At 73.3% G+C, this 22,140-nt stretch carries 17 protein-coding genes and 1 pseudogene; 12 read left to right on the forward strand and 6 right to left on the reverse strand.

Annotated elements, in window-relative coordinates:
• Positions 1-9 precede the first annotated feature (9 nt).
• From Mco01_RS15490 to Mco01_RS15500, 3 genes are all read left to right on the forward strand, one after another.
• Positions 10-1,257, forward strand: coding sequence for a sugar ABC transporter substrate-binding protein (locus tag Mco01_RS15490; RefSeq protein ID WP_204057612.1), 1,248 nt, complete (start codon positions 10-12; stop codon positions 1,255-1,257).
• Positions 1,258-1,323: 66 nt separating this feature from the next.
• On the forward strand, positions 1,324-2,406 hold the full coding sequence (locus Mco01_RS15495; RefSeq protein WP_239103630.1) for a carbohydrate ABC transporter permease: 1,083 nt from the start codon (positions 1,324-1,326) through the stop codon (positions 2,404-2,406).
• Between the two features lies 1 nt (position 2,407).
• Positions 2,408-3,277, forward strand: coding sequence for a carbohydrate ABC transporter permease (locus Mco01_RS15500; RefSeq protein ID WP_204057613.1), 870 nt, complete (start codon positions 2,408-2,410; stop codon positions 3,275-3,277).
• A gap of 81 nt (positions 3,278-3,358) precedes the next feature.
• Here Mco01_RS15500 and Mco01_RS15505 read toward each other — a convergent pair whose 3' ends face one another.
• A complete protein-coding gene (locus tag Mco01_RS15505; RefSeq protein WP_204057614.1) occupies positions 3,359-3,589 on the reverse strand; it encodes a hypothetical protein in 231 nt (76 codons plus the stop codon).
• Between the two features lie 136 nt (positions 3,590-3,725).
• On the opposite strand from Mco01_RS15505, the gene Mco01_RS15510 reads away from it, so the two are divergent.
• The gene (locus Mco01_RS15510; protein ID WP_204057615.1) at positions 3,726-5,099 is read left to right on the forward strand and encodes a helix-turn-helix domain-containing protein; all 1,374 of its coding nucleotides are present in this window, start codon (positions 3,726-3,728) and stop codon (positions 5,097-5,099) included.
• 230 nt (positions 5,100-5,329) lie between these two features.
• Positions 5,330-6,961 carry an alkaline phosphatase family protein gene (locus Mco01_RS15515; protein WP_204057616.1) on the forward strand — a complete coding sequence of 544 codons (1,632 nt, stop codon included), beginning with the start codon at positions 5,330-5,332 and terminating at the stop codon, positions 6,959-6,961.
• Positions 6,962-7,043: 82 nt separating this feature from the next.
• Here Mco01_RS15515 and Mco01_RS15520 read toward each other — a convergent pair whose 3' ends face one another.
• Both Mco01_RS15520 and Mco01_RS15525 read right to left on the reverse strand, forming a co-directional pair.
• Complete coding sequence (locus Mco01_RS15520) at positions 7,044-7,697, reverse strand: HAD family hydrolase (protein ID WP_204057617.1); 654 nt, start codon at positions 7,695-7,697, stop codon at positions 7,044-7,046.
• Between the two features lie 107 nt (positions 7,698-7,804).
• Positions 7,805-9,255, reverse strand: a pseudogene (locus tag Mco01_RS15525) (amidase).
• Positions 9,256-9,361: 106 nt separating this feature from the next.
• On the opposite strand from Mco01_RS15525, the gene Mco01_RS15530 reads away from it, so the two are divergent.
• On the forward strand, positions 9,362-12,367 hold the full coding sequence (locus Mco01_RS15530; protein WP_204057618.1) for an AAA family ATPase: 3,006 nt from the start codon (positions 9,362-9,364) through the stop codon (positions 12,365-12,367).
• Here the strand turns inward: Mco01_RS15530 and Mco01_RS15535 are convergent.
• Positions 12,328-13,062, reverse strand: a complete 735-nt coding sequence (locus Mco01_RS15535) for a MerR family transcriptional regulator (RefSeq protein WP_204057619.1) — start codon at positions 13,060-13,062, stop codon at positions 12,328-12,330. The two genes, Mco01_RS15530 and Mco01_RS15535, sit on opposite strands and share 40 nt — an antisense overlap.
• A gap of 120 nt (positions 13,063-13,182) precedes the next feature.
• Here Mco01_RS15535 and Mco01_RS15540 point away from each other — a divergent pair, with 120 nt between their 5' ends.
• The 5 genes from Mco01_RS15540 to Mco01_RS15560 all read left to right on the forward strand — a co-directional run bounded on the left by Mco01_RS15540 (position 13,183) and on the right by Mco01_RS15560 (position 19,033).
• Complete coding sequence (locus tag Mco01_RS15540; protein WP_204057620.1) at positions 13,183-14,142, forward strand: ABC transporter ATP-binding protein; 960 nt, start codon at positions 13,183-13,185, stop codon at positions 14,140-14,142.
• Positions 14,139-15,089: an ABC transporter permease gene (locus Mco01_RS15545; protein ID WP_239103631.1), complete on the forward strand. Its 951-nt coding sequence runs from the start codon at positions 14,139-14,141 to the stop codon at positions 15,087-15,089. The genes Mco01_RS15540 and Mco01_RS15545 overlap by 4 nt, the downstream gene beginning before the upstream one ends.
• A 46-nt stretch (positions 15,090-15,135) precedes the next feature.
• Entirely contained in the window at positions 15,136-17,436 is a 2,301-nt protein-coding gene (locus tag Mco01_RS15550) for an ATP-binding cassette domain-containing protein (protein ID WP_204057621.1), read from the forward strand.
• 55 nt (positions 17,437-17,491) lie between these two features.
• The gene (locus Mco01_RS15555) at positions 17,492-18,196 is read left to right on the forward strand and encodes a TetR/AcrR family transcriptional regulator (RefSeq protein ID WP_239103632.1); all 705 of its coding nucleotides are present in this window, start codon (positions 17,492-17,494) and stop codon (positions 18,194-18,196) included.
• Between the two features lie 81 nt (positions 18,197-18,277).
• A complete protein-coding gene (locus Mco01_RS15560) occupies positions 18,278-19,033 on the forward strand; it encodes an SDR family oxidoreductase (protein WP_204057622.1) in 756 nt (251 codons plus the stop codon).
• A gap of 124 nt (positions 19,034-19,157) precedes the next feature.
• On the opposite strand, the gene Mco01_RS15565 is transcribed toward Mco01_RS15560, so the two are convergent.
• On the reverse strand, positions 19,158-19,562 hold the full coding sequence (locus Mco01_RS15565) for a hypothetical protein (RefSeq protein WP_204057623.1): 405 nt from the start codon (positions 19,560-19,562) through the stop codon (positions 19,158-19,160).
• Positions 19,563-19,858: 296 nt separating this feature from the next.
• Between Mco01_RS15565 and Mco01_RS15570 the strand changes: the two genes are divergently transcribed.
• Entirely contained in the window at positions 19,859-20,650 is a 792-nt protein-coding gene (locus Mco01_RS15570) for a class II aldolase/adducin family protein (protein WP_204057624.1), read from the forward strand.
• Positions 20,651-20,693: 43 nt separating this feature from the next.
• Here Mco01_RS15570 and Mco01_RS15575 read toward each other — a convergent pair whose 3' ends face one another.
• A complete protein-coding gene (locus tag Mco01_RS15575; protein ID WP_204057625.1) occupies positions 20,694-22,100 on the reverse strand; it encodes a cellulose binding domain-containing protein in 1,407 nt (468 codons plus the stop codon).
• Between the last annotated feature and the right edge of the window lie 40 nt (positions 22,101-22,140).

Below are 22,140 nucleotides of genomic sequence, written 5' to 3' on the forward strand. Positions count from 1 at the left end.
GAGACTCCCATGAAACGAACCGTCCGCGTCGCGGCCCTGGGCGCCGCCGCGTGCGCCGCCCTGCTGTCCTCCGCCGCCTGCGGCAGCGGCTTCGACGACAACGGCGCGCAGCCGGCCCAGCAGAGCGGCGGGCCGGCCAAGCTGCAGATCCTCATCGGCTCGTCCGGGGACGCCGAGACGGCCGCGGTGAAGCAGGCGGCGGACGCCTGGGCCAAGAAGAGCGGCTCGACCGCCACCGTGACCCCCGCGCAGGACCTCGCCCAGCAGCTCGGCCAGGCCTTCGCCGGCAGCAACCCGCCGGACGTGTTCTACGTCGACGCCTCACGCTTCGCCGACTACGCCAGCGTGGGGGCGCTGGAACCGTACGGCGACAAGATCTCCAACTCCACGGACTTCTACGAGAGCCTGCGCACGACGTTCACCTACGACGGCAAGTTCTACTGCGCGCCGAAGGACTTCTCCACCCTCGCCCTGGTCGTCAACCAGGACCTGTGGAGCAAGGCGGGCCTCGGCGACGGGGATGTGCCGACCACGTGGGACCAGCTCACGGCGGTCAGCCGCAAGCTCAAGGCCAAGGGCGTCACGCCGCTGGTGTTCGGCGACACCCGCGACCGGGTCGGCGCGTTCATGGTCCAGGCCGGCGGGTGGATCACCAGCCCGGACGGCAAGACCGCCACCGCCGACAGCCCGGAGAACCTCACGGCGCTGCAGTACGTCCAGTCGCTGCTGAAGGACAAGCTCGCGCAGTTCCCCAAGCAGCTCGACGCGGGCTGGGGCGGCGAGGCGTTCGGCAAGGGCAAGGCCGCGATGACCATCGAGGGCAACTGGATCAAGGGCGCCCTCAAGGCCGACTTCCCCGACGTGAAGTACTCGGTGCACGAGCTGCCCGCCGGGCCCAAGGGCAAGGGCACGCTCTCGTTCACCAACTGCTGGGGGATCTCCGCCAAGAGCAAGTACAAGCAGCAGGCCGTCGACTTCGTCGAGGCCATGACCACGGTGGACCAGCAGATGGCCTTCGCCCGCGCGTTCGGCGTCATGCCGTCCCGGCAGTCGGCCAAGGACGCCTACACCAAGGAGTTCCCGGACGACGCCCCGTTCGTGAACGGCGCCGACTACGCCCAGGGCCCGGTCAACGCGCCGAAGATGGACAGCGTCCTGGCGGACTTCGACACCGGCATCCAGCAGCTCGCCTCCTCCTCGCCCAAGACGCTGCTGGAGCGCGTGCAGAAGAACACCCAGGCCGCACTCGGCGACTGACGCAGACAGGAGCGCCCCGGCCGCGCCTCACGGCGGCCGGGGCGCACCCGACCGGAAGGAGTTGACGTGGCCGGGAAAGCGCCGGCCGGGACCTCCCGGCTCCGCGCCGCCACGAGGGAGAACATCGCGGGCTGGCTGTTCGTGGCGCCCGTGGTGATGATCCTGGGCCTGTTCCTGCTGCTGCCCATCCTCATGGCGCTGTGGGTCAGCCTCACGGACTGGAACGGCCAGGGCAGCCCGTTCCGCGCCGGCGTGCCGTTCGTCGGGGTGGACAACTACACGCGGCTGTTCACCGAGGAGGGCCTGGCCCGCCAGGACTTCATGACCAGCATCCGCAACAACGTCTACTACGTGCTGATCGTGGTGCCGTCGCAGACCGTGCTCGCCCTCGGCCTCGCCCTGGTCGTCAACAGCAGGCTGCTGAAGGGCCGGACGTTCTTCCGCTCGGCGTTCTTCTTCCCCTCGATCACGAGCTCCGTGGCGATCAGCGTGGTCTTCCTGTTCATCTTCGCCAACTCGGGGGCCGTCACCAGCCTGCTGAACCTGTTCGGGCTGGACGGGCCGCAGTGGTTCGCCGACTCCCGGGGGGTCGTCCACCTGCTGCTGGGCGCGCTCGGGGTGGTCGACCCGTCCTCGCCGCCGGCGGCGCTCACGGACGGGGGGCCGTTCGGGCTGTCCTGGTGGGAGTGGCTGTCGGGGCCGAGCGTGGCCATGACGACGATCATCATGCTGGTCGTGTGGACGTCGTCTGGAACGTTCATGTTGATGTTCCTGGCCGCCCTCCAGGACATCCCCGTCACGCTGGAGGAGGCGAGCATGCTCGACGGGGCCGGCCGCTGGCAGCGCTTCCGGTACGTCACGCTGCCGATGCTGAAGCCGACCATGTTCCTCGTGGTGACGCTCGGCCTGATCGCCACCTGGCAGGTGTTCGACCAGGTCTACGTGATGAGCCAGGGCAACCCGGCCAAGACCACGCTGACCCCGGCCTACCTGTCGTACCAGACCGCCTTCCGCAGCTTCGACTACGGCTCGGGGACGGCGATCTCGTTCGTGCTGTTCTCCATCATCGTGGTGTTCGCGCTGATCCAGCGGTGGGTCATGCGGGACAGGAACGGCGGGGCGGGGTCCCGCCGGCTGAGGAGGTCGTGACATGGCCGCCGGGAACCGGACCCGTCCCGGGGAGGTCCGCTCGCGGACGCTCGCCTCGACCTTCGCCGGCTACTTCATCCTGATCTTCTTCGCGCTCGTCTTCCTGTACCCGTTCGTCATCCAGATCGCGAACTCGTTCAAGACCGAGCCCGACGCCGCGGCCAACCCGCTGTCGCCGGTCCCGCACCCGTTCTCCCTGTCCGGGTACGAGAAGGTGTTCCTCAACACCGACATGCCGCTCTGGCTGGGCAACTCGCTGCTGGTCACGATCGTCGTCACGCTCGGGCGGGTGCTGCTCTGCTCGATGGCCGGCTACGCGCTCGCCCGGATCCGGTTCCGGGGGCGCCGGGTGCTGTTCTCGGCGACCCTCGGGGTCATGGCCGTGCCCCCCGTGGTGCTGTTCGTGCCGAAGTTCCTGGTGCTCAACCAGCTCGGCATCTACGACAGCTACACGGCGCTGATCCTCCCCCTGATCGTCGACGCGACGGCCGTCTTCATCATGAAGCAGTTCTTCGAGACGATCCCGGTCAGCGTGGAGGAGGCGGCGCGCATCGACGGCGCCGGCGTGTGGCGGACGTTCTGGTCGGTCGTGCTGCCGATGGCCAGGCCCGCCCTGATCACGCTGACGATCCTGTCCTTCCAGGGCAGCTGGAACGAGTTCCCGCACACGCTGGTGGCGGTACAGAGCCCCGAGCTGTTCACGCTCCCGCGCGGCCTGGCCGACCTGGTCAGCGGCTCGCTCGGCAAGGGCACGCAGTACCCGCTGAAGCTCGGGGCCGCCGTGCTCGCCACGATCCCCGTCGCGGTGATCTTCGTGGTGTTCCAGCGGTACTTCGTCCGCGGAGCCAACGAGGGCGCAGAGAAGGGCTGACCCCGCTCGCCTCGGCTCGATCGCCGGCACGGGCGCTGAGGGCGAGACGCGCCCGTGCCGGGGTGCGAGGTGCGGAGACCGTCAGCGGGCGGTGCCGAGACGGACGTCGGGCGCGGTGGTGACGAGCCTGTCCTGGGCGGCCAGCTCCGCAGCGAGGGAGTCGGGGTCGTCGGCGTCCAGGGTCATGGAGCACCCCATGCGGATCGCCTCGAGATCGACGTGCCCCCGCCGCGTCGCCCACCAGCGGCCCACATCCGACCTCCAGATGATCCAGCCGGTGTGGACCCGTGCGATGTCCTCCAATGTGGTCATGTGCCACTCATCTCCAACGGATTCTCGCGGGGGGTGGCATCAGGAAACCGTGTCCGGAGGCCCATGAGTATCAGCCAGGACACGTCCAATCACAGCCAGTAGCCATACGATCACGGAAACCTTCATACTGTTCGGTGTGTCACGCGACACCCGGAGCTGGGGGTGCGACATGCCGGCCAACCACCGCTACCCGCCCAATCGACAGCTCGCGTGGGAGCGCCTGCAGCGAGGGTGGTCCTACGAGGAGCTGTGCGAGCGCATCCGCAGGGAGATGGGCTCGGCCGGCGAGACCGACACCGGTCTCACCGCCAACACGGTGCGGCGGTGGGAGACCGGCGAGCGCTGGCCCGACCCCCGCTACCGGAAGCACCTCGTGACCATATTCGGAAGGCCCGCGAGCGAACTGGGACTGCTCACCCCCGACGAGATGGCCATGCGGCCGGTCGCGGAGGTGGTGGACGAGATACGGAGGCTGCTGAGCATGATCGCCGGCCACACGGAAGGCATCGACCGCTCGACTTTCCTGCGGGGGCTCTTCGGCGTGGGCGTGCTCGCTCCGCTTCTCAGCGACTCGGGTGAGCGGCTGCCCGCCGACGACCGCCGGGGCGTCGACGCCGAGTCGGCCCAGGCGTTCGCGCGGGTGGTGGACCAGCAGGCCGCGCTGTACTGGACCGCGCCCGCCGCGGAGATCTACGAGGCGTCGCTCGCCCACACCCGGCTCGGCGTCACCCTGCTGCGCGGCGCGCCCGCCGGGCCGGTCAGGCAGACGCTCGCCGAGGCGGCCGCCCGCTCGGCCCTGCTGTCGGGCCGGGTCGCGTTCTTCGACCTGGACGACTCCCCCTCGGCGGCGCGGCTCTTCCAGATGGCGCTGGCGGCCACCAAGGAGTGCGGCGACCACCCGCTGGCCGCCGCCGTCCTCGCGCACGCCGCGTTCGTCCCGGGCTTCGCGAAGGAACGGGAGGCCGCGATGGGCCTGCTCGACGCCGCGTTCGCGCACGCCTGGCACGGGGTGGGCCCGCTCACGAGGGCCTGGCTGCACTGCGTCGCCTCGGAGATCGCGGCCAGGTGCGGCGAGCCGAAGGAGTGCATGCGCCACATCGACAGGGCCGACCGGATGGTGGACGGCACCGGCGAGGACCCCCACTGGCTCGACTTCTTCGAACGGGCCCGGCTCGACGGCTTCGCCGGCTACAGCGCGCTCACCGCGGGCCACCACGAGGAGGCGGCGCGCCGCCTGGCCCGGGCCCTGGAGCACCTCGGCCCGAACGGCGGCAAGCAGCGCTCGGTGCTGCACGCCGACCTCGCCGCGGCCCACGCCCCCGCCGACCAGGACGCCGCGGCCGACCACCTGCGCCGCGCGGTCGACGCGCTGGAGGACAGCTGGTACGGCGTGGGCCACGAGCGCGTGACCTCGGTGCTGCGCGGGCTCCCCTCGGGCGAGACGACGGCCGCCCTCGGCGAGCGGCTCACCGAGCTCGGCCGCACTGCGCGGCCCGAGCTGATCCCCTAGGCACCGCCGGTCAGGCGGCCGGGCACGGCGACACGGCGCGCACGAGAGGCCGGTACGCCGGCCACCCCTTCGCGGGCCCGCCTTCACCTCGGCGCCGGGCGGCCGTACCGCCTGTGTCATGTATCGGTCATCCAACAGTCATATGACCTCCCTTGTCCCTCCTGCCCGGCAGGTGCAGGGTCAAAGGGTTTGGCCGGGGCTTTACGTCCCGGTTGCCCAAGGGAGGTTCTGTGCGATCTTCACGAGTGCTGCCGTCCGTCGTGGCGGCCCTTGCGCTGGCCCTGCTCTCCGCCCCGCCCGCCCTGGCCGGCGGCGGCGCGGGTCACGGGAACGGTCACGGCGACACGACGGTCGTCGGCCGTTACCACCACCTCGTGGTCATCTACGAGGAGAACCACAGCTTCGACAACCTGTGGGGCGGCTGGGGCCCGGTCGGGGGCCACCGCGTCGACGGGCTGTCCGGTCCCTTCACCCCCAACGCGAAGCAGGTGGCCCAGGACGGCACGCCGTACACCTGCCTGCTGCAGAACGACGTGAACCTGACCTCGCCCCCGCTGTCGTCCACCTGCCAGGACACGGCGCACGGCGTCCCGGCGAGCCACTTCGCCAACCGGCCGTTCACGATCGACGACTACATCGCGCCCACGGACAAGACCTGTCCCGCGCCCGGGGTCTTCGCCCCGAACGGCGTGCTGAAGGACAGCGCGGGCGCCGAGCCGGGCGGCTGCACCCGCGACCTCGTCCACCGCTTCTACCAGGAGCAGTACCAGATCGACCACGGCAGGCAGGACCGCTACGTCACCGGCGGCGACGCGGCCGGGCTGACGATGGGCGTGTACGACACCAGGAAGCTGCCGCTGTGGACGTACCTGCACGGGCCCGGCGCGCCCAGGTACGTCATCGCCGACCGGTTCTTCCAGGGCGCGTTCGGCGGGTCCTTCCTCAACCACCAGTACCTCATCGCGGCACGGGCGCCCGTCGACACGGCCGCGGGGCCCGGCGGCGCCCAGGAGAGCCTGCACTCGGTGGTGGACGCCGCCGGCTTCCCGAACGCCGGCTACCCGCTCTACAAGCCCGCCACCACGGTGAAGGACGCCCAGCTCACGCAGGCCTGCGGGGCCGCCGCCAACCCGGACGTCGCCTGCGGCGACTACGCGGTCAACACGATCCAGCCGGCCAGCGCGCCGTTCGGCTCGGGCCCGCAGCTTCCGCTCATCGACGATGCGAAGTACCCCAACATCGGCGACCGGCTCAGCGACGCCGGCATCGACTGGGCCTGGTACTCCGGCGGCTGGAACGACGCCGCCGGCGGCCACCCCGGCCCGCTGTTCCAGAACCACCACCAGCCGTTCAACTACTTCGCCGCGTACGCCCCCGGGCAGCCCGGCCGCGCCCACCTCAAGGACGAGACCGAGTTCGTCGCCGCGGCCCGGCAGGGCACGCTGCCGACCGTCAGCTTCGTCAAGCCGTACGGCGCGGAGAACGAGCACCCCGGCTACGCCAGCGAGGCCGAGGGCAGCGACCACCTGGTCGACCTGATCACGACGATCGAGAGCGGCCCGCAGGCGAAGGACACGCTGGTCGTGGTGACGTACGACGAGTTCGGCGGCCAGTGGGACCACGTCCCGCCGCCCGGCAGGGGCAGCCCGACGTGGGGCGCGCACGACCAGTTCGGCCCCGGCACCCGCATTCCCGCGATCGTCCTGAGCCGGTCGCTGCCCCACTCCGGCGTCGACCACACGGTGTACGACACCACGTCGATCCTCGCCACGATCGAGCGTGGCCTGCACCTCGCCCCGGTCGCGACGCGGGACGCCCGCGTCAACGACCTGTCCGCCGCCCTCCGGGCCGCGGGCGCCTGACCCGGCCCACCGCCCCCGCCCGTCTCCCGTCCCGGGAGACGGGCGGGACCCGTGTCGCCCCCAGGCGGGAGGCCGGCGACCCTCAGTCGCCGTTGTGCTTGCGGACGAGCGCGGGAAGCTCACCGAGCGAGTCGATCCGGAACAGGCACCGCTGGGCCGCCGCGTCGTCCCTGAGGATGTGCCCCCAGGGCCCGCGCCGGACGAGGGCCGTACGCAGCCCGGCCTCCTGAGCGGGCCGGATGTCGTTGTCGAGGCGGTCGCCCACGTACAGCACCGCCTCCGGGGCGCAGCCGGCCTCCGCGACGACCCGCCGGAAGAAGGCCCGGTCGGGCTTCTCCACGCCCCAGCCGTCCGACGTGCCGATGACGTCGACCGGCAGGCCGAGCGAGCGCAGGATCCGCTCGGCCCGGGCCGTCTGGTTGCCGGCCAGCCCGAGGCGCACCCCCATGGCGGCCAGTTCGGCCAGGCACGGCCGCGCGTCCGGGTACAGGTTCTCCTCGCCGAAGGTCTCGGCCTGGCCGCGCCGGGCCCGCCGCTCGCGCTCGAGATGGAGGTCGAAGCCGGGCCGGAACCGCTCGAAAGTCTCCCGGTAGTCGCCGCCCTGGGCGATCACCGCCCCGAACACGGCGGAGAAGGTGTGGCGCGGCACGCCCAGCCAGTCGGCCCAGGTGCCGTACTCCCGCGTCTCGTCCACCAGCGTCTCGCCGACGTCGAAGAAAACGGCCTCCAGCCTCATCCGCCCATCCCGCGTCGTGTCCACCAGATGCACACACGAACATTGGCACAGAGGATGTCCGGGACGACGGGAATCGGCCAGACTGAACCGTCCAGCCGTCCTGGCCGTTATCTAAGGGATCGTTCGGCGTCCTCCGGGCGCCGTCCGGCCGCCGCGAGCGAGACCGCCGGAGTCCTGTCACGCCACGGCAGCGCCTCCTCCAGCCGCGCGGCGACCCGGAGGAGCAGGTCCTCCCGCCCGTACGGCGCCACGAGCTGGACGCCGATCGGCAGTCGACCCGCGCTCCAGCCCAGCGGCAGACTGATCGCCGGCTGCCCCGCCACGTTGAACGGCATCGTGAACGGCGCGAAGTCGAAGATGGCCCGCAGCCGCTCCTCGACGGCCGGCCCCTCGCCGTGGATGAGCGTCCCGTGCGGCACCGGCAGCCGGGCCAGGGTGGCGTCACGAGCAGGTCGCACCCGGTGAAGAAGGCGCCCATCGCCCGGGAGACCCGGTTCTGCGCGTGGAAGCCCTCGATCAGGTCGAGCGCGCTCGCCTCCCGGGCCTCCTGGAGCAGCCGCCGGGTCCGGCCCTCCAGCGACGCCGGGTCGGGCTCCCTCGGCGCGAGCAGCATGGTGGAGGCCACCGCGACGGCCTCGGCCAGCATGGCCCGCAGCACGTCGTCCCAGTCGACCGCCGGCCCGCCCGCCTCGACGCGGTGGCCCATCCCCTCCAGCACCTGTCCGGCCGCGACCGCCGCGGCGGCCACCTCGGGGTCCACGCCGCCGCCCGACCAGGAGCCGGTCGTCACGGCCACCCGCAGCGCACCGGGGTCCGCCCCCGGCTCCGACGCGTACGGGCGGAGCGGCGGCGGCGCCGTGTACTTGTCGCCCACGCCCGGCCCCTCGACCGCGTCGAGCATCAGGGCGGCGTCGCGGACGGTCCGGGTCAGGGCGAACTCGTAGGCCATGCCGAACATGGGCTCGCCCATGTCGGGCCCGCTCGTGACGCGGCCCCGGCTCGGCTTGAGCCCGACCAGCCCGCAGCAGGACGCCGGGATCCGGATCGACCCCGCCCCGTCGCTCGCGTGCGCAACGGGGACGGCCCCCGCGGCCACCAGCGCGGCCGCGCCGCCGCTGGACCCGCCCGCCCCGAGGCCGGTGTCCCAGGGGTTGCGGGTGACGCCGTACCTCTCGGACTCGGTGGCGAAGTCGACCGCCATCTCGGGCACGGTCGTCACACCGAGCACCGCGAGGCCGGCGGCCCTGAACCTCCGCATCACGCCGGTGTCGTGCCGGGCGACCACCCCGCGCAGGGCGCGGCTGCCGATCGTGAACGGCACGCCCTCGGCCACCGGGCCGTGGTCCTTGATGAGGAACGGCACACCGGACAGCGGGCCGTCGTCCGCGTGGTCGAGCGCCCGGTCGAACACCGGAGTCGCCAGCCCGTTGAGGCGCGCGTCGGCCCACTCCAGGGCCGCCCTCGCGGCCGTCTCCACCTCGGCGGCCGTGACCTCGCCCGCGCGGATGAGGTCGCGCAGCCCGGCGGCGTCATACCTCGCGTACTCGTGCGTCTCCATGGCGTCCTCCCGTTCGTCAGGCGTCCAGCGTCGCCTCGTGGGGGCGACCGCACATCAGGGGCAGCACTGAGGTCCGCCGCCGAGCCCGCGCTGCCACACTGGACCGATGGACGGCGCACGGGACGCCTTCGTCGGACGGGAGGCGGAGATCGCGCTCCTGCGGCAGGCCGCGGCGGACGCGCGGGCCGGGCGCGGCGGGGTCGTCCTCGTGTCGGGACCGGCCGGGATCGGCAAGTCCCGGCTGGTGGAGGAGGCGCTCGCGGGCGTACGTCCCGTCGTCTGGGGGCGCTGCGTCGCCGAGGACGGCGCGCCGCCCCTGTGGCCCTGGCTGCGCGCGCTGGCCCGCCTCCCGGCGACCGCCACGACCGGCGCCGGGACCGGCATCGCGGGAGGCGCGGTGAGGGGCGCGGCGGCCGGCGGGGACGCCGAGGCCGGCGGGCAGGCGGGCGCGCGGTTCCTCCGGATCGCATCGCTGACGGACGCGCTGATCCGGGCGGCCGGGGACGCGGGAGGGCTCGTCGTGGTCGTCGAGGACGTCCACGACGCGGACGAGACCTCGCAGGCGATGCTCCGCCACGTCGCCGTAGAAGCCGCCGGCTCACACCTGCTCGTGGTCGCGACGCACCGGGCCGGCGGGCCGGTGCTCACCGCCGTCGTCGCGGAGGTCGCGCGCGCCCGCGCCGCGCGGACTCTGGTCCTGCCGCCGCTCACCCGGGCGGAGGTCGCCCGGCTGCTGTCCGGACTGCCCGGCGGCCACGCCGCCGCCGGGAGCGTGCACGAGCGGACCGGCGGGTCCCCGCTGCTCGTGTCCGCCGTCGCCCGGGCCATGAAGGCGAGCCACGGCGACGCGGGCGGCGGCGGGACGGTTCCGGCCGACCTGCCCGTCCTGGTTCTCGGCATGCTCGCCGGTCTCGATCCCGACGTACGGAGGACGGCGCGGGCGGCCGCGGTCCTTGGCGACGACCTGAACGCGCCCGCGAACTTGAATGCGGACCCGGACGCGGACCCGGATGCGAGCCCGGACAGGGACCGGGACAGGGACCGGGACAGGGCTCCGGACGCGGGCCTCGACGGGGACCTGGATGTGGACCTGCTCGCGGAGGTGGCCGGCGTGCCGCCCTCGGCCGTGCCCGGGCACCTGGACGCGCTCGCGTCGGCCGGGCTGCTCGCCTGGTCGCGGGGGCGGCGCGCCGTGCACGCGCTGGTGCGGGAGGGCATCGCCGCCCAGGACCCGGCCGCCACCGCGACGGCCCACCGCCGGGCCGCCGCCGCCCTGGAACGGCGGGCCGGCGCCGACCCCGCCCAGGCCGCCCGCATCGCGGCCCACTGGCGCCGCGCGGGAGGCGACGAGGAGGCTCTGCGCGCCCTCGTGCGGTGGGCCCGGGCGGCCGCCGCGCACGCCCTCCGGGCGCCCGCCGGGCCTGAGGCGGCCCGTCTGTCGCGCGAGGCGCTGAACGCGCTCGACCGCCTGGGCCCGCCGCCGGACGAGCGGGCCGGACTGCTGGTGGAGCTGGCGAGAGCCGAGGTCGCCGCGGGCGAGGTACGGCCCGCCGTCGCGCACTGCGAGGAGGCGGCGGGCCTCGCGGCGCTCGCGGGCCGGGCCGACCTGCTCGCCGCCGCCGCGCTCGTCGTCGGCGGCGCCGGCGACCCGGCCGTCGGCAGGAAGGTCGCCGCCCTCTGCGACCGCGCCCTCGCCGCGCTGGAGGAGCCGGGCGCGGTCCCCTCCCCCGAGGCCGTACGGGCGCGGCTGGTCGCCCGCAGGACGTATCTCGACGTGGAGACCGGCCGCGCCGAAGACGCCGCCCGCGCGTCGAAACTGGCCCTGCGGCGGGCGGAGGAGTGCGGCGATCCGTTCGCGCTGCTGGACGCCGTCCAGGCTCGGGCGGCCGTGCTGGTCCACCCGGACGACGCGGCCGAGCGGCGGCGGCTGGGGGACCTCGCGATCCGTACGGGACTGCGGTCGGGCAGGCCCGTCGCCGCGGTGCGCGGGCACCTGTGGCGCGTCGACGCCGCCTACCAGGCGGCCGACCTCGCGGCGGCGGACGAGGGGGTCGCGGCGATCGGCGAGCTGGCCGCGGCGACGCGGCTGCCGGGGGCGCGCTGGTACCACCTGCGGGCGGCGGCGGCGCGGGCGGCGCTCGCAGGGCGGCTGGAGGAGGCGCGCGCCCTGTCCGGCGAGGCGGGGGACCTCGCGCGGCGGATGGAGGACCGGGTGGCGGCCGCCGTCAGCGTGATGTTCGCGGGAGTGCTCGGCGTCGTGCGGGGCGACCCGGGCGAGCTGCCCCGTCGTCACCGGGACGTCCTCGCCGCGCTCCCCCGCACCCCTCTCACCGAGGCGGCGCGCTGCCTGTTCCTGCACCTGGAGGGCGACCGCGACGAGGCGCGGTCACGCTACGAGCACCTGCGCCCGTCGCTCCGCGAGCCCGTGACCGGGGTCCGCTCTCTGGGAGTCCTGCAGTACCTCACCGAGCTGGTGGAGGCGTTCGACGACGCGGAGGCCGCGGGGTGGGCGTACGCGCTGTGGACGCCCTGGCGGGAGGCGGGCGGCCTGCCGGGCGCGGCCGACAGCATGTGCGGGGGCGCCACCGCCAGGGCCGCCGGCCGGATGGCCGCCGTCATGGGCCGGCTCGACGACGCGGTCGTGACCCTGCGCGCCGCGGCCGAGGTCAACCTGCGGCTCGACGCGCGTCCCTGGCTGGCGCACACCTGGGCGGACCTCGCCCGCGTCCTGCTGCGCCGGTCCCGCGAGGGCGGCGGCGCGGACGACCGGGCCGAGGCGGCGGCGCTGGCCCGGCGCGCACGCGCGGAGGCCGTCCGGCTCGCCCTGCCGGGGCCGGTGGCCAGGGCCGACGCCGTCCTCGCCGCGCTCGACGCCGATCGGCGCGACCCGCTCACGCCGCGCGAGCGCGAGGTAGCCGCGCTGGTCGCGCGGGCGCTGTCGAACCGGCAGATCGCGGACCTGCTGGTGCTGAGCGAGCGCACTGTGGAGAGCCACGTCCGCAACGTGCTGGCCAAGCTCGGCGTGTCCAACCGGACCGAACTCGTCGCCCGCCTCCTGCGGACGGGGACGGGTCAGGACGGCGAGGCGGGGATCTCGTCGCCCGAGAGGTAGTGGTGCAGGACGCTCGCGCCCTCCAGCATGGCCGCCGCGCGCCGGGTCAGCTCGGCCTGGCGCTGGGCGATGGCCGCGCGGAGCGCGTCGCTGCTTCCGGTACGGCGCAGGCCGTCGAGGATCTGCCTGATCTGGGGCATCGGGTACCGGCCCTGCCGGAGCATGCTGATCATCCGCGCGTCCCGCAGGTCGGCGGGGCCGTACGACCGGTAGCCGGTGGCGGGGTCGCGGCGGGGCGTGAGGAGCCCGGCGGACTCCCAGACACGCAGGGCCGAGGCGCGCACGCCGAGGTGCGCGGCCATCTCGCCGATCCGCAGGGCCGGCCGCGGCGCGGCCGCGGCGTCCGGGGCCTGGACGGCGACCGACTCCAGCGCCTCCCCGGCGGCCCGGAGCGACAGCCGCTGATCGTGCAGCGCCGCGTGGGCGGCGTCGACGAGCGCGAGCGCGCGCGGCACGTCCTCGGCGTGCACGGCCTGCATGATCCGCCGGCCCGTCTCCCAGCCGTACCCCCGGACCAGGACGCGGTAGGTCAGCAGGGCCCGCCGGTGCCGCCCGTCGAACGTGCGGTACCCGGCCGGGCTGCGCGGCGCCTGGGGCAGCACCCCCGCGTCCGCGTAGTTGCGGACCTGCTGGGCGGAGATGCCCGCCAGCCGGGCCAGGTCGACGGGCCGCAGCCTCGTCTCCTCCCGCGTCATCGTCACCGCCTCCGAGCGCTTCCACAGGGGAGTTGAAGGTTACCGCTTCCCGAACACGGCAGACGCGGGCGGAATCAATGAAAAGTCTTCACTGAAAGGTTTAATGAGAGACTTGAACCCATGGATGTCGGCACGAACGACGAAACAGCGGAGGCGGACGACCGTCAACCGGTCATCGAGACCCGGGGCCTGCGGATGCGCTACGGGACGACCGACGTGCTGCGCGGGGTGGACCTGTGCGTGCGGCGGGGCGAGGTGGTGGCCCTCCTCGGCCCCAACGGGGCCGGCAAGACGACCACGATCGAGATACTCGAGGGGTTCCGCCGGCGTTCGGCGGGAGAGGTCCGGGTGCTGGGCGCCGACCCGGACCACGGCGACGAGGCGTGGCGGGCGCGGCTCGGCATCGTGCTGCAGTCGTGGCGCGACCACGGCAGGTGGCGGGTGCGCGAGCTGCTCGCCCACCTCGGCCGTTACTACACGCCGTACGGCACGGCGGGACGTCCCCGGCCGTACGACCCGGACGAGCTGACGGCGCTCGTCGGGCTGACCGAGCAGGCGGACATGGCGATCGCCAGGCTGTCCGGGGGCCAGCGGCGCAGGCTCGACGTGGCCGTGGGCCTGGTGGGCAGGCCCGACCTGCTGTTCCTCGACGAGCCCACGGTGGGCTTCGACCCCCGGGCCCGGCAGGAGTTCCACGCCCTCGTCCACCGGCTGTCCGGGCTGGAGGACACCACGATCCTGCTGACCACCCACGACCTCGACGAGGCCGAGCGGCTCGCCGGCCGGATCCTCATCCTGGTGGCCGGGCGCATCGTGGCGGACGGCACCGCCGCCGAGCTGGCCGCCCGGGTCGCCCGTACGGCGGAGGTCCGGTACACGCGGGACGGCGAGTCCCACACGCACGAGGCCGAGGACCCGACGGGCTTCGTCCGCGACCTGTTCACGCGGTACGGCGAGCGGATCGGCGACCTGGAGGTGCGCAGGCCGCGCCTGGAGGACGTCTACCTGGCCATGGTCCGCGAGTTCGAGTCGGGGCGGCGGACCGAGGCCCCAGGCGAGCTGACGGAGGTGGCCGCGTGAGCGGGCGGATCGGCGGCGCCCCCGCCGTCGAGCCGAACGATGAAGGCGGCACGAGCGCCCACGCCGTCGAGTCCTCGAACGAGGGAGGCGGGGTCAGCGGTGCCCGCGCCGTCGCCCTGCGCGCGGGCCTGGAGCGCGGGCGCGTCGAGTTCCGCCAGAGCGTGACGAACGCCCAGGAGGTGTGGGGCGCGCTGTTCTTCCCCGCGGTCGCGCTGGTGGTGATGTACCTGCTGCGGAACTCCACGGTCCCCGGCCTTCGGTTCTCGCTGGGCTCCCAGGCCGTCCCCGGCGTCCTCGGGATGAACGTCGTCCTCAACGGCATGATGGCGCTCGCCATGGCGCTCACGATGGACCGGGAGGACGGCACGCTGCTGCGCGCCAGGGCCACGCCGAACGGCGTGGTGGGCTACCTGACCGGCAAGGTCGTCTCCCGGGCCGCGACGGCGGTCGCCGGCCTGCTCGTCCCGCTGGTCCCGGCGGCGTTCCTGTTCGACGGCCTCCGGCTCGGCGAGGCGTCGTCCTGGGTCACGCTGGCGTGGGTCACGGCGCTCGGCCTGGTCGCGCTGCTGCCGCTCGGCGCGGTCCTCGGCTCGCTCTTCGAAGGCGCGCAGAGCATGGGCGTGGTCACGCTGCCGGTGATGCTGCTGATGGCGATCTCCGGGGTGTTCTATCCCGTCACGGCGTTCCCTGGATGGCTGCAGGGTGTCGCCCAGGCCTTCCCGCTGTACTGGCTCGGCCTCGGGCTGCGCTCGGCGCTGCTCCCCGGCGACCTCGCCGCCGCGGAGATCGGGCACTCCTGGCGTCATCTGGAGACGGCCGGCGTCCTCGGCGCCTGGGCGGTGCTGGGCTTCGCGGTGGCGCCGGTGGTGCTGCGCCGCATGGCGCGGCGGGAGTCCGGCTCGTGGGTGGCGGCCCGGCGGGCCAGGGCCCTGCAGCGGCCGGTGTGACACTCCCCGGCCTCACCGACGCATCACAGGACAGGAAGGTTCCCCAGTGAACGTCCCGCAGCTCGACGACCCCCGCGCATCGGATCACCGCGCCGCCGACGGCCACGACGTCATCCAGATCCGCGGCGCCAGGGAGAACAACCTGACCGGCGTCTCACTCGACATCCCCAAGCGGCGGCTCACCGTCTTCACGGGAGTCTCCGGGTCGGGCAAGTCGTCGCTCGTCTTCGACACCGTCGCGGCCGAGTCGCGGCGCCTGATCGACGAGACGTACACCGCGTTCGTGCAGAACTTCATGCCGAGCCGCGGCCGCCCGGACGTCGACGCGCTGCGCAACCTGAGCGCGGCGATCATCGTCGACCAGGAGCGTTTGGGGGCGAACGCCCGCTCCACGGTCGGCACCGCGACCGACGCCCACACGATGCTGCGGATCCTGTTCAGCCGGCTCGGGGTCCCGCACGCCGGCCCGCCGTACGCGTTCAGCTTCAACCGCGCCGAGGGCATGTGCCCCGAGTGCGAGGGGCTCGGCAGGGTCTCGGACGTCGACGTGGACGCCCTGGTCGACCGGGAGCTGTCGCTGAACGAGGGGGCCGTCACCGTGCCCGGGTTCGGCGTGGGCACCTGGCACTGGCAGCTGATCGCCCGCTCGGGCCTGTTCGACCCCGACCGCAAGCTGAAGGACTACGGCCCGGACGAGTGGGAGGCCTTCCTCCACAAGCCGCCGACCAAGGTGCGGATCGGCTCCGGCAACGTCACCTTCGAGGGGCTGGTGGTCAAGGTCCGCCGGCTCTACCTGGCCAAGGACCGGGAGTCGATGCAGTCCGGGACGCGGGCGTTCGCCGACCGGGCCATCCGGCTCACCCGCTGCCCCGCCTGCGGCGGCACGCGGCTGAACGAGGCCGCCCGGTCGGCCGTGGTCGCCGGCCGCACGATCACCGAGTGCTCGGCCATGCAGATCGACGACCTGGCCGCGTTCGTCCGCGGGATCGGCGACCGGTCGGTCGCGCCGGTCCTGGAGACCCTCCTGGAGACCCTCGACTCGCTGGTCGAGATCGGCCTCGGCTACCTGAGCCTCGACCGGGAGTCGTCCACGCTGTCCGGCGGCGAGGCGCAGCGGGTGAAGATGGTGCGCCACCTGAGCTCCAGCCTCAGCGACGTCACGTACGTCTTCGACGAGCCCACGGCCGGGCTGCACCCCCACGACATCCAGCGGATGAACGGCCTGCTGCTGCGGCTGCGCGACAAGGGCAACACCGTGCTCGTCGTGGAGCACAAACCCGAGACGATCGCCGTCGCGGACCACGTGGTCGACCTCGGGCCGGGGGCCGGGACGGCGGGCGGCCGGATCTGTTACGAGGGCGACCTGGCCGGGCTCCGGGCCTCCGGCACGCTCACCGGACGCCACCTCGACCACCGCGCCGAATTGCGGGAGAAGGCGCGCGAGCCGAGGGGCCGCCTCGAGATCCGGGGGGCGTCGCTGAACAACCTGCGGGACGTGGACGTCGACATCCCCCTCGGCGTGCTGACCGTGGTCACCGGCGTAGCCGGCTCGGGAAAGAGCTCGCTCATCCACGGGTACGTCGCCGGGAGGGAGGGCGTGGTGGTGGCCGACCAGTCGCCCATCCGGGGCTCCCGCCGGAGCAACCCGGCCACCTACACCGGCCTGCTCGACCCCATCAGGGCCGAGTTCGCCCGGGCCAACGGGGTGAAGCCGGGCATGTTCAGCGCCAACTCCGACGGCGCCTGCCCCGCCTGCAAGGGCATCGGCCTGATCTACACCGACCTCGCGATGATGGCCGAGGTGGCCTCGGTCTGCGAGGAGTGCGAGGGCAGGCGGTTCACCTCCGAGGTGCTGGCCTACCGGCTGCGCGGCAAGAACATCAGCCAGGTCCTCGGCATGCCGGTGGCCGAGGCGCGGGAGTTCTTCGCCACCGGGCAGTCCCAGACCATCCTGGAGCGACTGGCGGCGGTGGGCCTCGGCTACCTCACCCTCGGCCAGCCGCTCACCACGCTGTCCGGGGGCGAGCGGCAGCGGCTCAAGCTCGCCGTCAACATGGCGAGGAACGGCACGACGTACGTCCTGGACGAGCCGGCCACCGGCCTGCACCTCGCCGACGTCGACCAGCTCCTCGCCCTGCTCGACCGCCTGGTGGACGACGGCAACACCGTGATCGTCATCGAGCACCACCAGGCCGTGGCGGCCCACGCGGACTGGATCGTCGACCTCGGCCCGGGGGCCGGCCACGACGGCGGCCGCGTGGTCTTCTCCGGCACCCCGGCCGACCTCGTGGAGACCGGCACCTCCCTCACCGCCCGGCACCTCCGGCGCTACATCGGCCGGTCGTAACGCCGATACGAAGCAGAGGTAGCGCCGATTCGCATGCCGTGTTATCGTCGATAACGTGGACGTGAGAACGCGGATACTGGAGGCGGCCGCGGAGCTGCTCTCGCAGGCGCCCGAGGCCGACATCTCGACCCGGGCCGTCTGCGAGGCGGCCGGCGTGGGCGCGCCGGCGCTGTATCGGCAGTTCGGGGACAAGGAAGGGCTGTTGTCGGCCGTCGTCGACTACGGCTTCGAGCAGTACCTCTCGAGCAAGCGGGCGGCGCAGCCGTCTGACGACCCGGTGCGGGACCTGCGCGACGGATGGGACAACCATGTCGCCTTCGCCGTGGACAACCCGAACTACTACCGGCTGATGTGGTCGCCCGGCCTGTCCGCGCCGCCCGAGGCCGCGGCCGAGGCGCACCGGCTGCTGCTCGCCGTCCTGGAGCGGTGCGCGGCGGCCGGGCGCCTGCGGGTCTCGCCGGAGACGGCCGCCGACATGGTCATGTCGGCCAACTCCGGCGTCGCGCTGTCGCTGATCTCCCGGCCGGCCATCTACGCGGACCCCGAGTTCTCCACCCGGGTGCGCGACGCCGTCATCGACGCGGTCACCGTCCCGCCCACAGCGGCGGACGACGCCCCCGAGGACGGCCGTACGGCGGTCGCGGCGGCCACCCTCGGCGCGCTGCTGCGGGACCGCCCCCCGGCGGCCCTCACCGAGGCGGAGACGGCCCTGCTGCGGGAGTGGCTGGGCCGGCTCTCCGACACCTCCACCCCCTCGTGATCTAGACATCCCCACGGCACGGACGGCGCGCGGGCGCCGCCCGGCGATACGGCACGCCCGCGGAACGGAAAGGACACGGATATGAGCACCAGCACGCCCGATACGACTACGAGGCGTGTCGCGATCGTCACGGGAGGTTCCCGGGGCATCGGCCGCGGCGTCGCCGAGCGCCTGGCCGCGGACGGCTACGCCGTCGTCGTGGGCTACGGCGGCCGCGCGGACGCCGCGGAGCAGGTCGTCGCGGCCGTCGGCGAGGCGGGCGGCGAGGCCGTCGCGGTCCAGGCCGACGTGGCCGACGAGCAGGCCGTGGCGCGGATGTTCGACCTCGCGGAGGAGCGGTTCGGGGGCGTCGACGTGGTCGTCAACGCCGCCGGCCGGATGGACCTGGCGCCCCTGGCCGACTACGACCTCGACGTCTTCGACCGCCTGATCCGCACCAACGTGCGCGGGACGTTCGTGGTCGGCCAGCAGGCCGTCCGGCGGCTGCGCCGGGGCGGCTCGATCGTCGCCTTCTCCTCCTCGGTCGTCGGGCTCGCCTTCCCGGGGTACGCGGCGTACGCCGCCAGCAAGGGCGCGGTCGAGGCCCTCACGCTGATCCTCGCCCGCGAGCTGCGCGGCCGGGACGTCACGGTCAACACGGTCGCTCCCGGTCCGACCGCCACCGAGCTGTTCCTGGAGGCCAACGACGAGGAGCGGATCGCCCACCTCGCCGCCCAGCCGCCGCTGGAGCGCCTCGGCACGCCCGAGGACATCGCCGAGGTGGTCGCCTTCCTGGCGAGCCCCGCGGGCCACTGGGTGAACGGCCAGGTCCTCCGCGCCAACGGCGGCATCATCTGACCGGAGGCCGCCGCGGGGCCGAGCCCCGCGATCGGCCCCGAACATGGAGGAGGCCGCGCCCGCGCTGGGCGGCGGTCTCCTCGCATGAGATTTCTCTAAATCACGGCGCCCGGACGCCGCCGCCTCACCGGCCGCCTTCGGCCGCCGTCGGATCCCATCGGTCCATCAGGTCCCAGGCGGTGTGCATCGCGAGCTCCACGCAGCCGGCGGGGATGAGCGGATACATGCCGGGGTCGTCGCCGAGCGCGATGATCGTGACGAGGGCCTGCGCCGCCTCCTTGCTGAGGTTGAAGGTCTTCATGAGGGACTGCCACGACATTCTGGTGACGTCCTTCGGGCTCAGCAGGCTCAGCACCTGGACGACCAGTCCCTTGGCCGTCGCGGGGTCGGCGGCCGGCTGCGCCGCCGCGGCAGGCGTGTTCCGTGTGATGGTGGGCCCTCCACCCGCCGCCGGCGCCGCCACGGGACCCGGGTCGTCGGCGGCGAACGCGGCCGTTGGGGCCGCGAACGCGATGAATACGGTGGACAACGCTGTCAAGCCCATCCGGTTGAAGTGCGCCATTGTCAGCCTTTCCGCGACGTAGTGACGTATGCGATTACCGATATGGGAATACGGCCCTTCGCCCGCGACGGCCGGGACGCGCCACGCTTATGCAGTTTTGCCGCCCAGTTGACCTGGCGATCGTCGAGACCGGCCGCACGGTGGACGCGGGTGACTGGACGAAAATTCGGTTCCGCCGTGGACAGGGGACGGGCGGGCGGGCCAGGCTGGACGGGTAGATCCTCGTGGACTCCCCCGTCCACCACGCGTCCCCTGGAGCAGCGATGAGCCTGTCCGATCTCCAGCCCGTCCCCGCCGACCAGCTCGCCTTCCGTACGCCCCCGGCGTTCGAGAACGCGGCGGACGAGCGGCGGCACCGCAAGGAGCGCCTGGCGGCGGCCCTGCGCCTGTTCGGCAGGTTCGGGTTCGAGGAGGGCGTGGCGGGACACATCACGGCCCGCGACCCCGAGCACACCGACCACTTCTGGGTGAACCCGTTCGGGATGTCGTTCAAGCAGATCAGGGTCAGCGACCTGATCCTGGTGAACCACGAGGGCCAGGTGGTGGACGGCCGTCACCACGTCAACCAGGCCGCGTTCGCCATCCACTCGATGGTCCACCAGGCCCGTCCCGACGTGGTGGCCGCGGCGCACTCCCACTCGGTGCACGGCAAGGCCCTGTCGTCGCTCGGCACGCTGCTGGAGCCGCTCACGCAGGACGCCTGCGCGTTCTACGAGGACCACGGCCTGTTCGACGACTACACCGGCGTGGTGGTGGAGACCGAGGAGGGCCGGCGGATCGCCCAGGCCCTCGGCTCGCACAAGGCCGTGATCCTGCGCAACCACGGGCTGCTGACCGTGGGCGACTCGGTCGAGGCCGCCGCCTGGTGGTTCATCACGATGGAGCGCAGCTGCCAGGCGCAGCTGCTCGCCAAGGCCGCCGGGCCGACGGTCCCGATCTCGCACGAGAACGCCAAGCTCACCCACGGCCAGATCGGCAACGACTTCGTCGGCTGGCTCAACTTCCAGCCGCTGCTCGACCAGATCCTGGCGAGCGACCCCGACCTGCTCGACTGAGGAGGGGCGGGCCCGGAGCATGCCCGGGCCCGCCGTCCTCGGCTCACTGCATCGGGACGGTGTCCTTCCAGGTGGTCCCGGCCGTCCGGTACGCGTTCACCCGGGCGGTGACGTCACCGGGCGCCACCACCTCGTTCTTCGAGAAGTAGAAGTAGTCGACCTGCTGGGTGTACGACCGCGGGGTCGAGGAGCCGACCAGCCCGCCGCTGATGAACCACAGGTTGAAGTTCACCGACTGCGGCGTCTCGGGGTAGTAGTCCCCGCCGTGCTCGGCGAACAGGACGCCGTCGATGTAGTACTTCACGCTGCCGTTCGCGACCTGCAGCACCAGGTCGTGCCAGCCGTTGTAGCTCGCCGTCTGCTCGTTGTGCACGTTGACCGCGAGCCAGGGCTCGTTGCGGTAGGTCTCCCAGGTCGTCGTGTACATGATCGGCCCCTGGGCGCCCCAGCCGCCGTTCGGGAGGTACTCGAAGTCCTGCTCGCTGTAGTTCGGGTCGAGGTCGTACGCCAGTGGGGTGATCGTGAAGAACGTCTCCACGATGTTGTCCCCGTCGGGCCCGCTGTCCGGCGCGTCGGAGAACTTCACCCGAGCCGCGTACGTGCCCTCGAAGAACTTGCGCTGGTGCAGGAACTCGGCCTGGGAGGTGCCGCCGGAGGTGCCGTCCGTGGCCGCCCGGAGCTGGAGGGCCTTGTTGCTCCCGCTCACGGTCGCGAAGCTGACGTTCGAGGCCGGCCAGCTCGCGCCGGGCACGCCCGGGCCGCCGCTGTTGGTGCGGACCGTCCAGTTGTGCGCGGTGATGGCCGGGTCGGACGACGTGCTGTACGCGAAGTCGTCGAAGACGACCCCGCTGCCGCCCGGGCTGGGCGACGGCGAGGGGGAGGGAGACGGGGAGGGCGAGGGCGACGGGCCCCCGCCGGCGGGCGGGGTGCCCCAGACCAGGTTCCCGTTCTGGTAGACGGCCACCTTGTCCCAGTCGGCGTACGTCGTCCTGGCCGCGCCGAAGGAGTAGTCGTCGCTCTGGTTGAGCGTCTGCCAGTCGGAGCGGTAGAAGCGCAGCTGCATGTCGCCCGTCTGGGCGCCGGCGGCGAGGGTGCCGGAGGTGAAGCCGACCTCCAGGTAGCGGTCGGCGGTCGCGGTGCCCGGGGAGATGGTCCCGAAGGAGCCGGTGACCGTGGAGCAGGAGACCACCGCCCACGAGCAGGCGAAGCGGTACTGCTGCGACGCCGAGTCGGCCTTGAAGTAGTAACGGATCTTCACGCCCGACAGCGGCACGGCCGAGGTGCCGCCGTTGACCAGGTTGAACCACGGCTCGGTCTGGTCGGCCGTGGCCCCGGTCGCGCTGGTCTTGTACTGCAGGCGCAGCGACTGCGCCGCGTCGGCGGGCGGCGCCGCGACGAACGCGGCCACCAGGACGGCCGGCAGGCCGGCCCACAGCAGTTTCCTGGGCACGGTGGTTCCTTTCGTTGGGGGATGAGGAAACCGGGGAGTG

This window comes from Microbispora corallina (assembly GCF_016863035.1).
In the GTDB taxonomy this organism is placed as follows: domain Bacteria; phylum Actinomycetota; class Actinomycetes; order Streptosporangiales; family Streptosporangiaceae; genus Microbispora; species Microbispora corallina.

Excerpts from the sequence above, each read along its gene's own strand:
- Mco01_RS15540 (WP_204057620.1), top strand. The coding sequence starts at position 13,183 with ATGGATGTCGGCACGAACGACGAAACAGCGGAGGCGGACGACCGTCAA.
- Mco01_RS15520 (WP_204057617.1), bottom strand. The coding sequence starts at position 7,697 with ATGAGGCTGGAGGCCGTTTTCTTCGACGTCGGCGAGACGCTGGTGGAC.
- Mco01_RS15560 (WP_204057622.1), top strand. The coding sequence starts at position 18,278 with ATGAGCACCAGCACGCCCGATACGACTACGAGGCGTGTCGCGATCGTC.
- Mco01_RS15490 (WP_204057612.1), top strand. The coding sequence starts at position 10 with ATGAAACGAACCGTCCGCGTCGCGGCCCTGGGCGCCGCCGCGTGCGCC.
- Mco01_RS15570 (WP_204057624.1), top strand. The coding sequence starts at position 19,859 with ATGAGCCTGTCCGATCTCCAGCCCGTCCCCGCCGACCAGCTCGCCTTC.
- Mco01_RS15530 (WP_204057618.1), top strand. The coding sequence starts at position 9,362 with ATGGACGGCGCACGGGACGCCTTCGTCGGACGGGAGGCGGAGATCGCG.
- Mco01_RS15535 (WP_204057619.1), bottom strand. The coding sequence starts at position 13,062 with ATGACGCGGGAGGAGACGAGGCTGCGGCCCGTCGACCTGGCCCGGCTG.
- Mco01_RS15500 (WP_204057613.1), top strand. The coding sequence starts at position 2,408 with ATGGCCGCCGGGAACCGGACCCGTCCCGGGGAGGTCCGCTCGCGGACG.
- Mco01_RS15505 (WP_204057614.1), bottom strand. The coding sequence starts at position 3,589 with ATGACCACATTGGAGGACATCGCACGGGTCCACACCGGCTGGATCATC.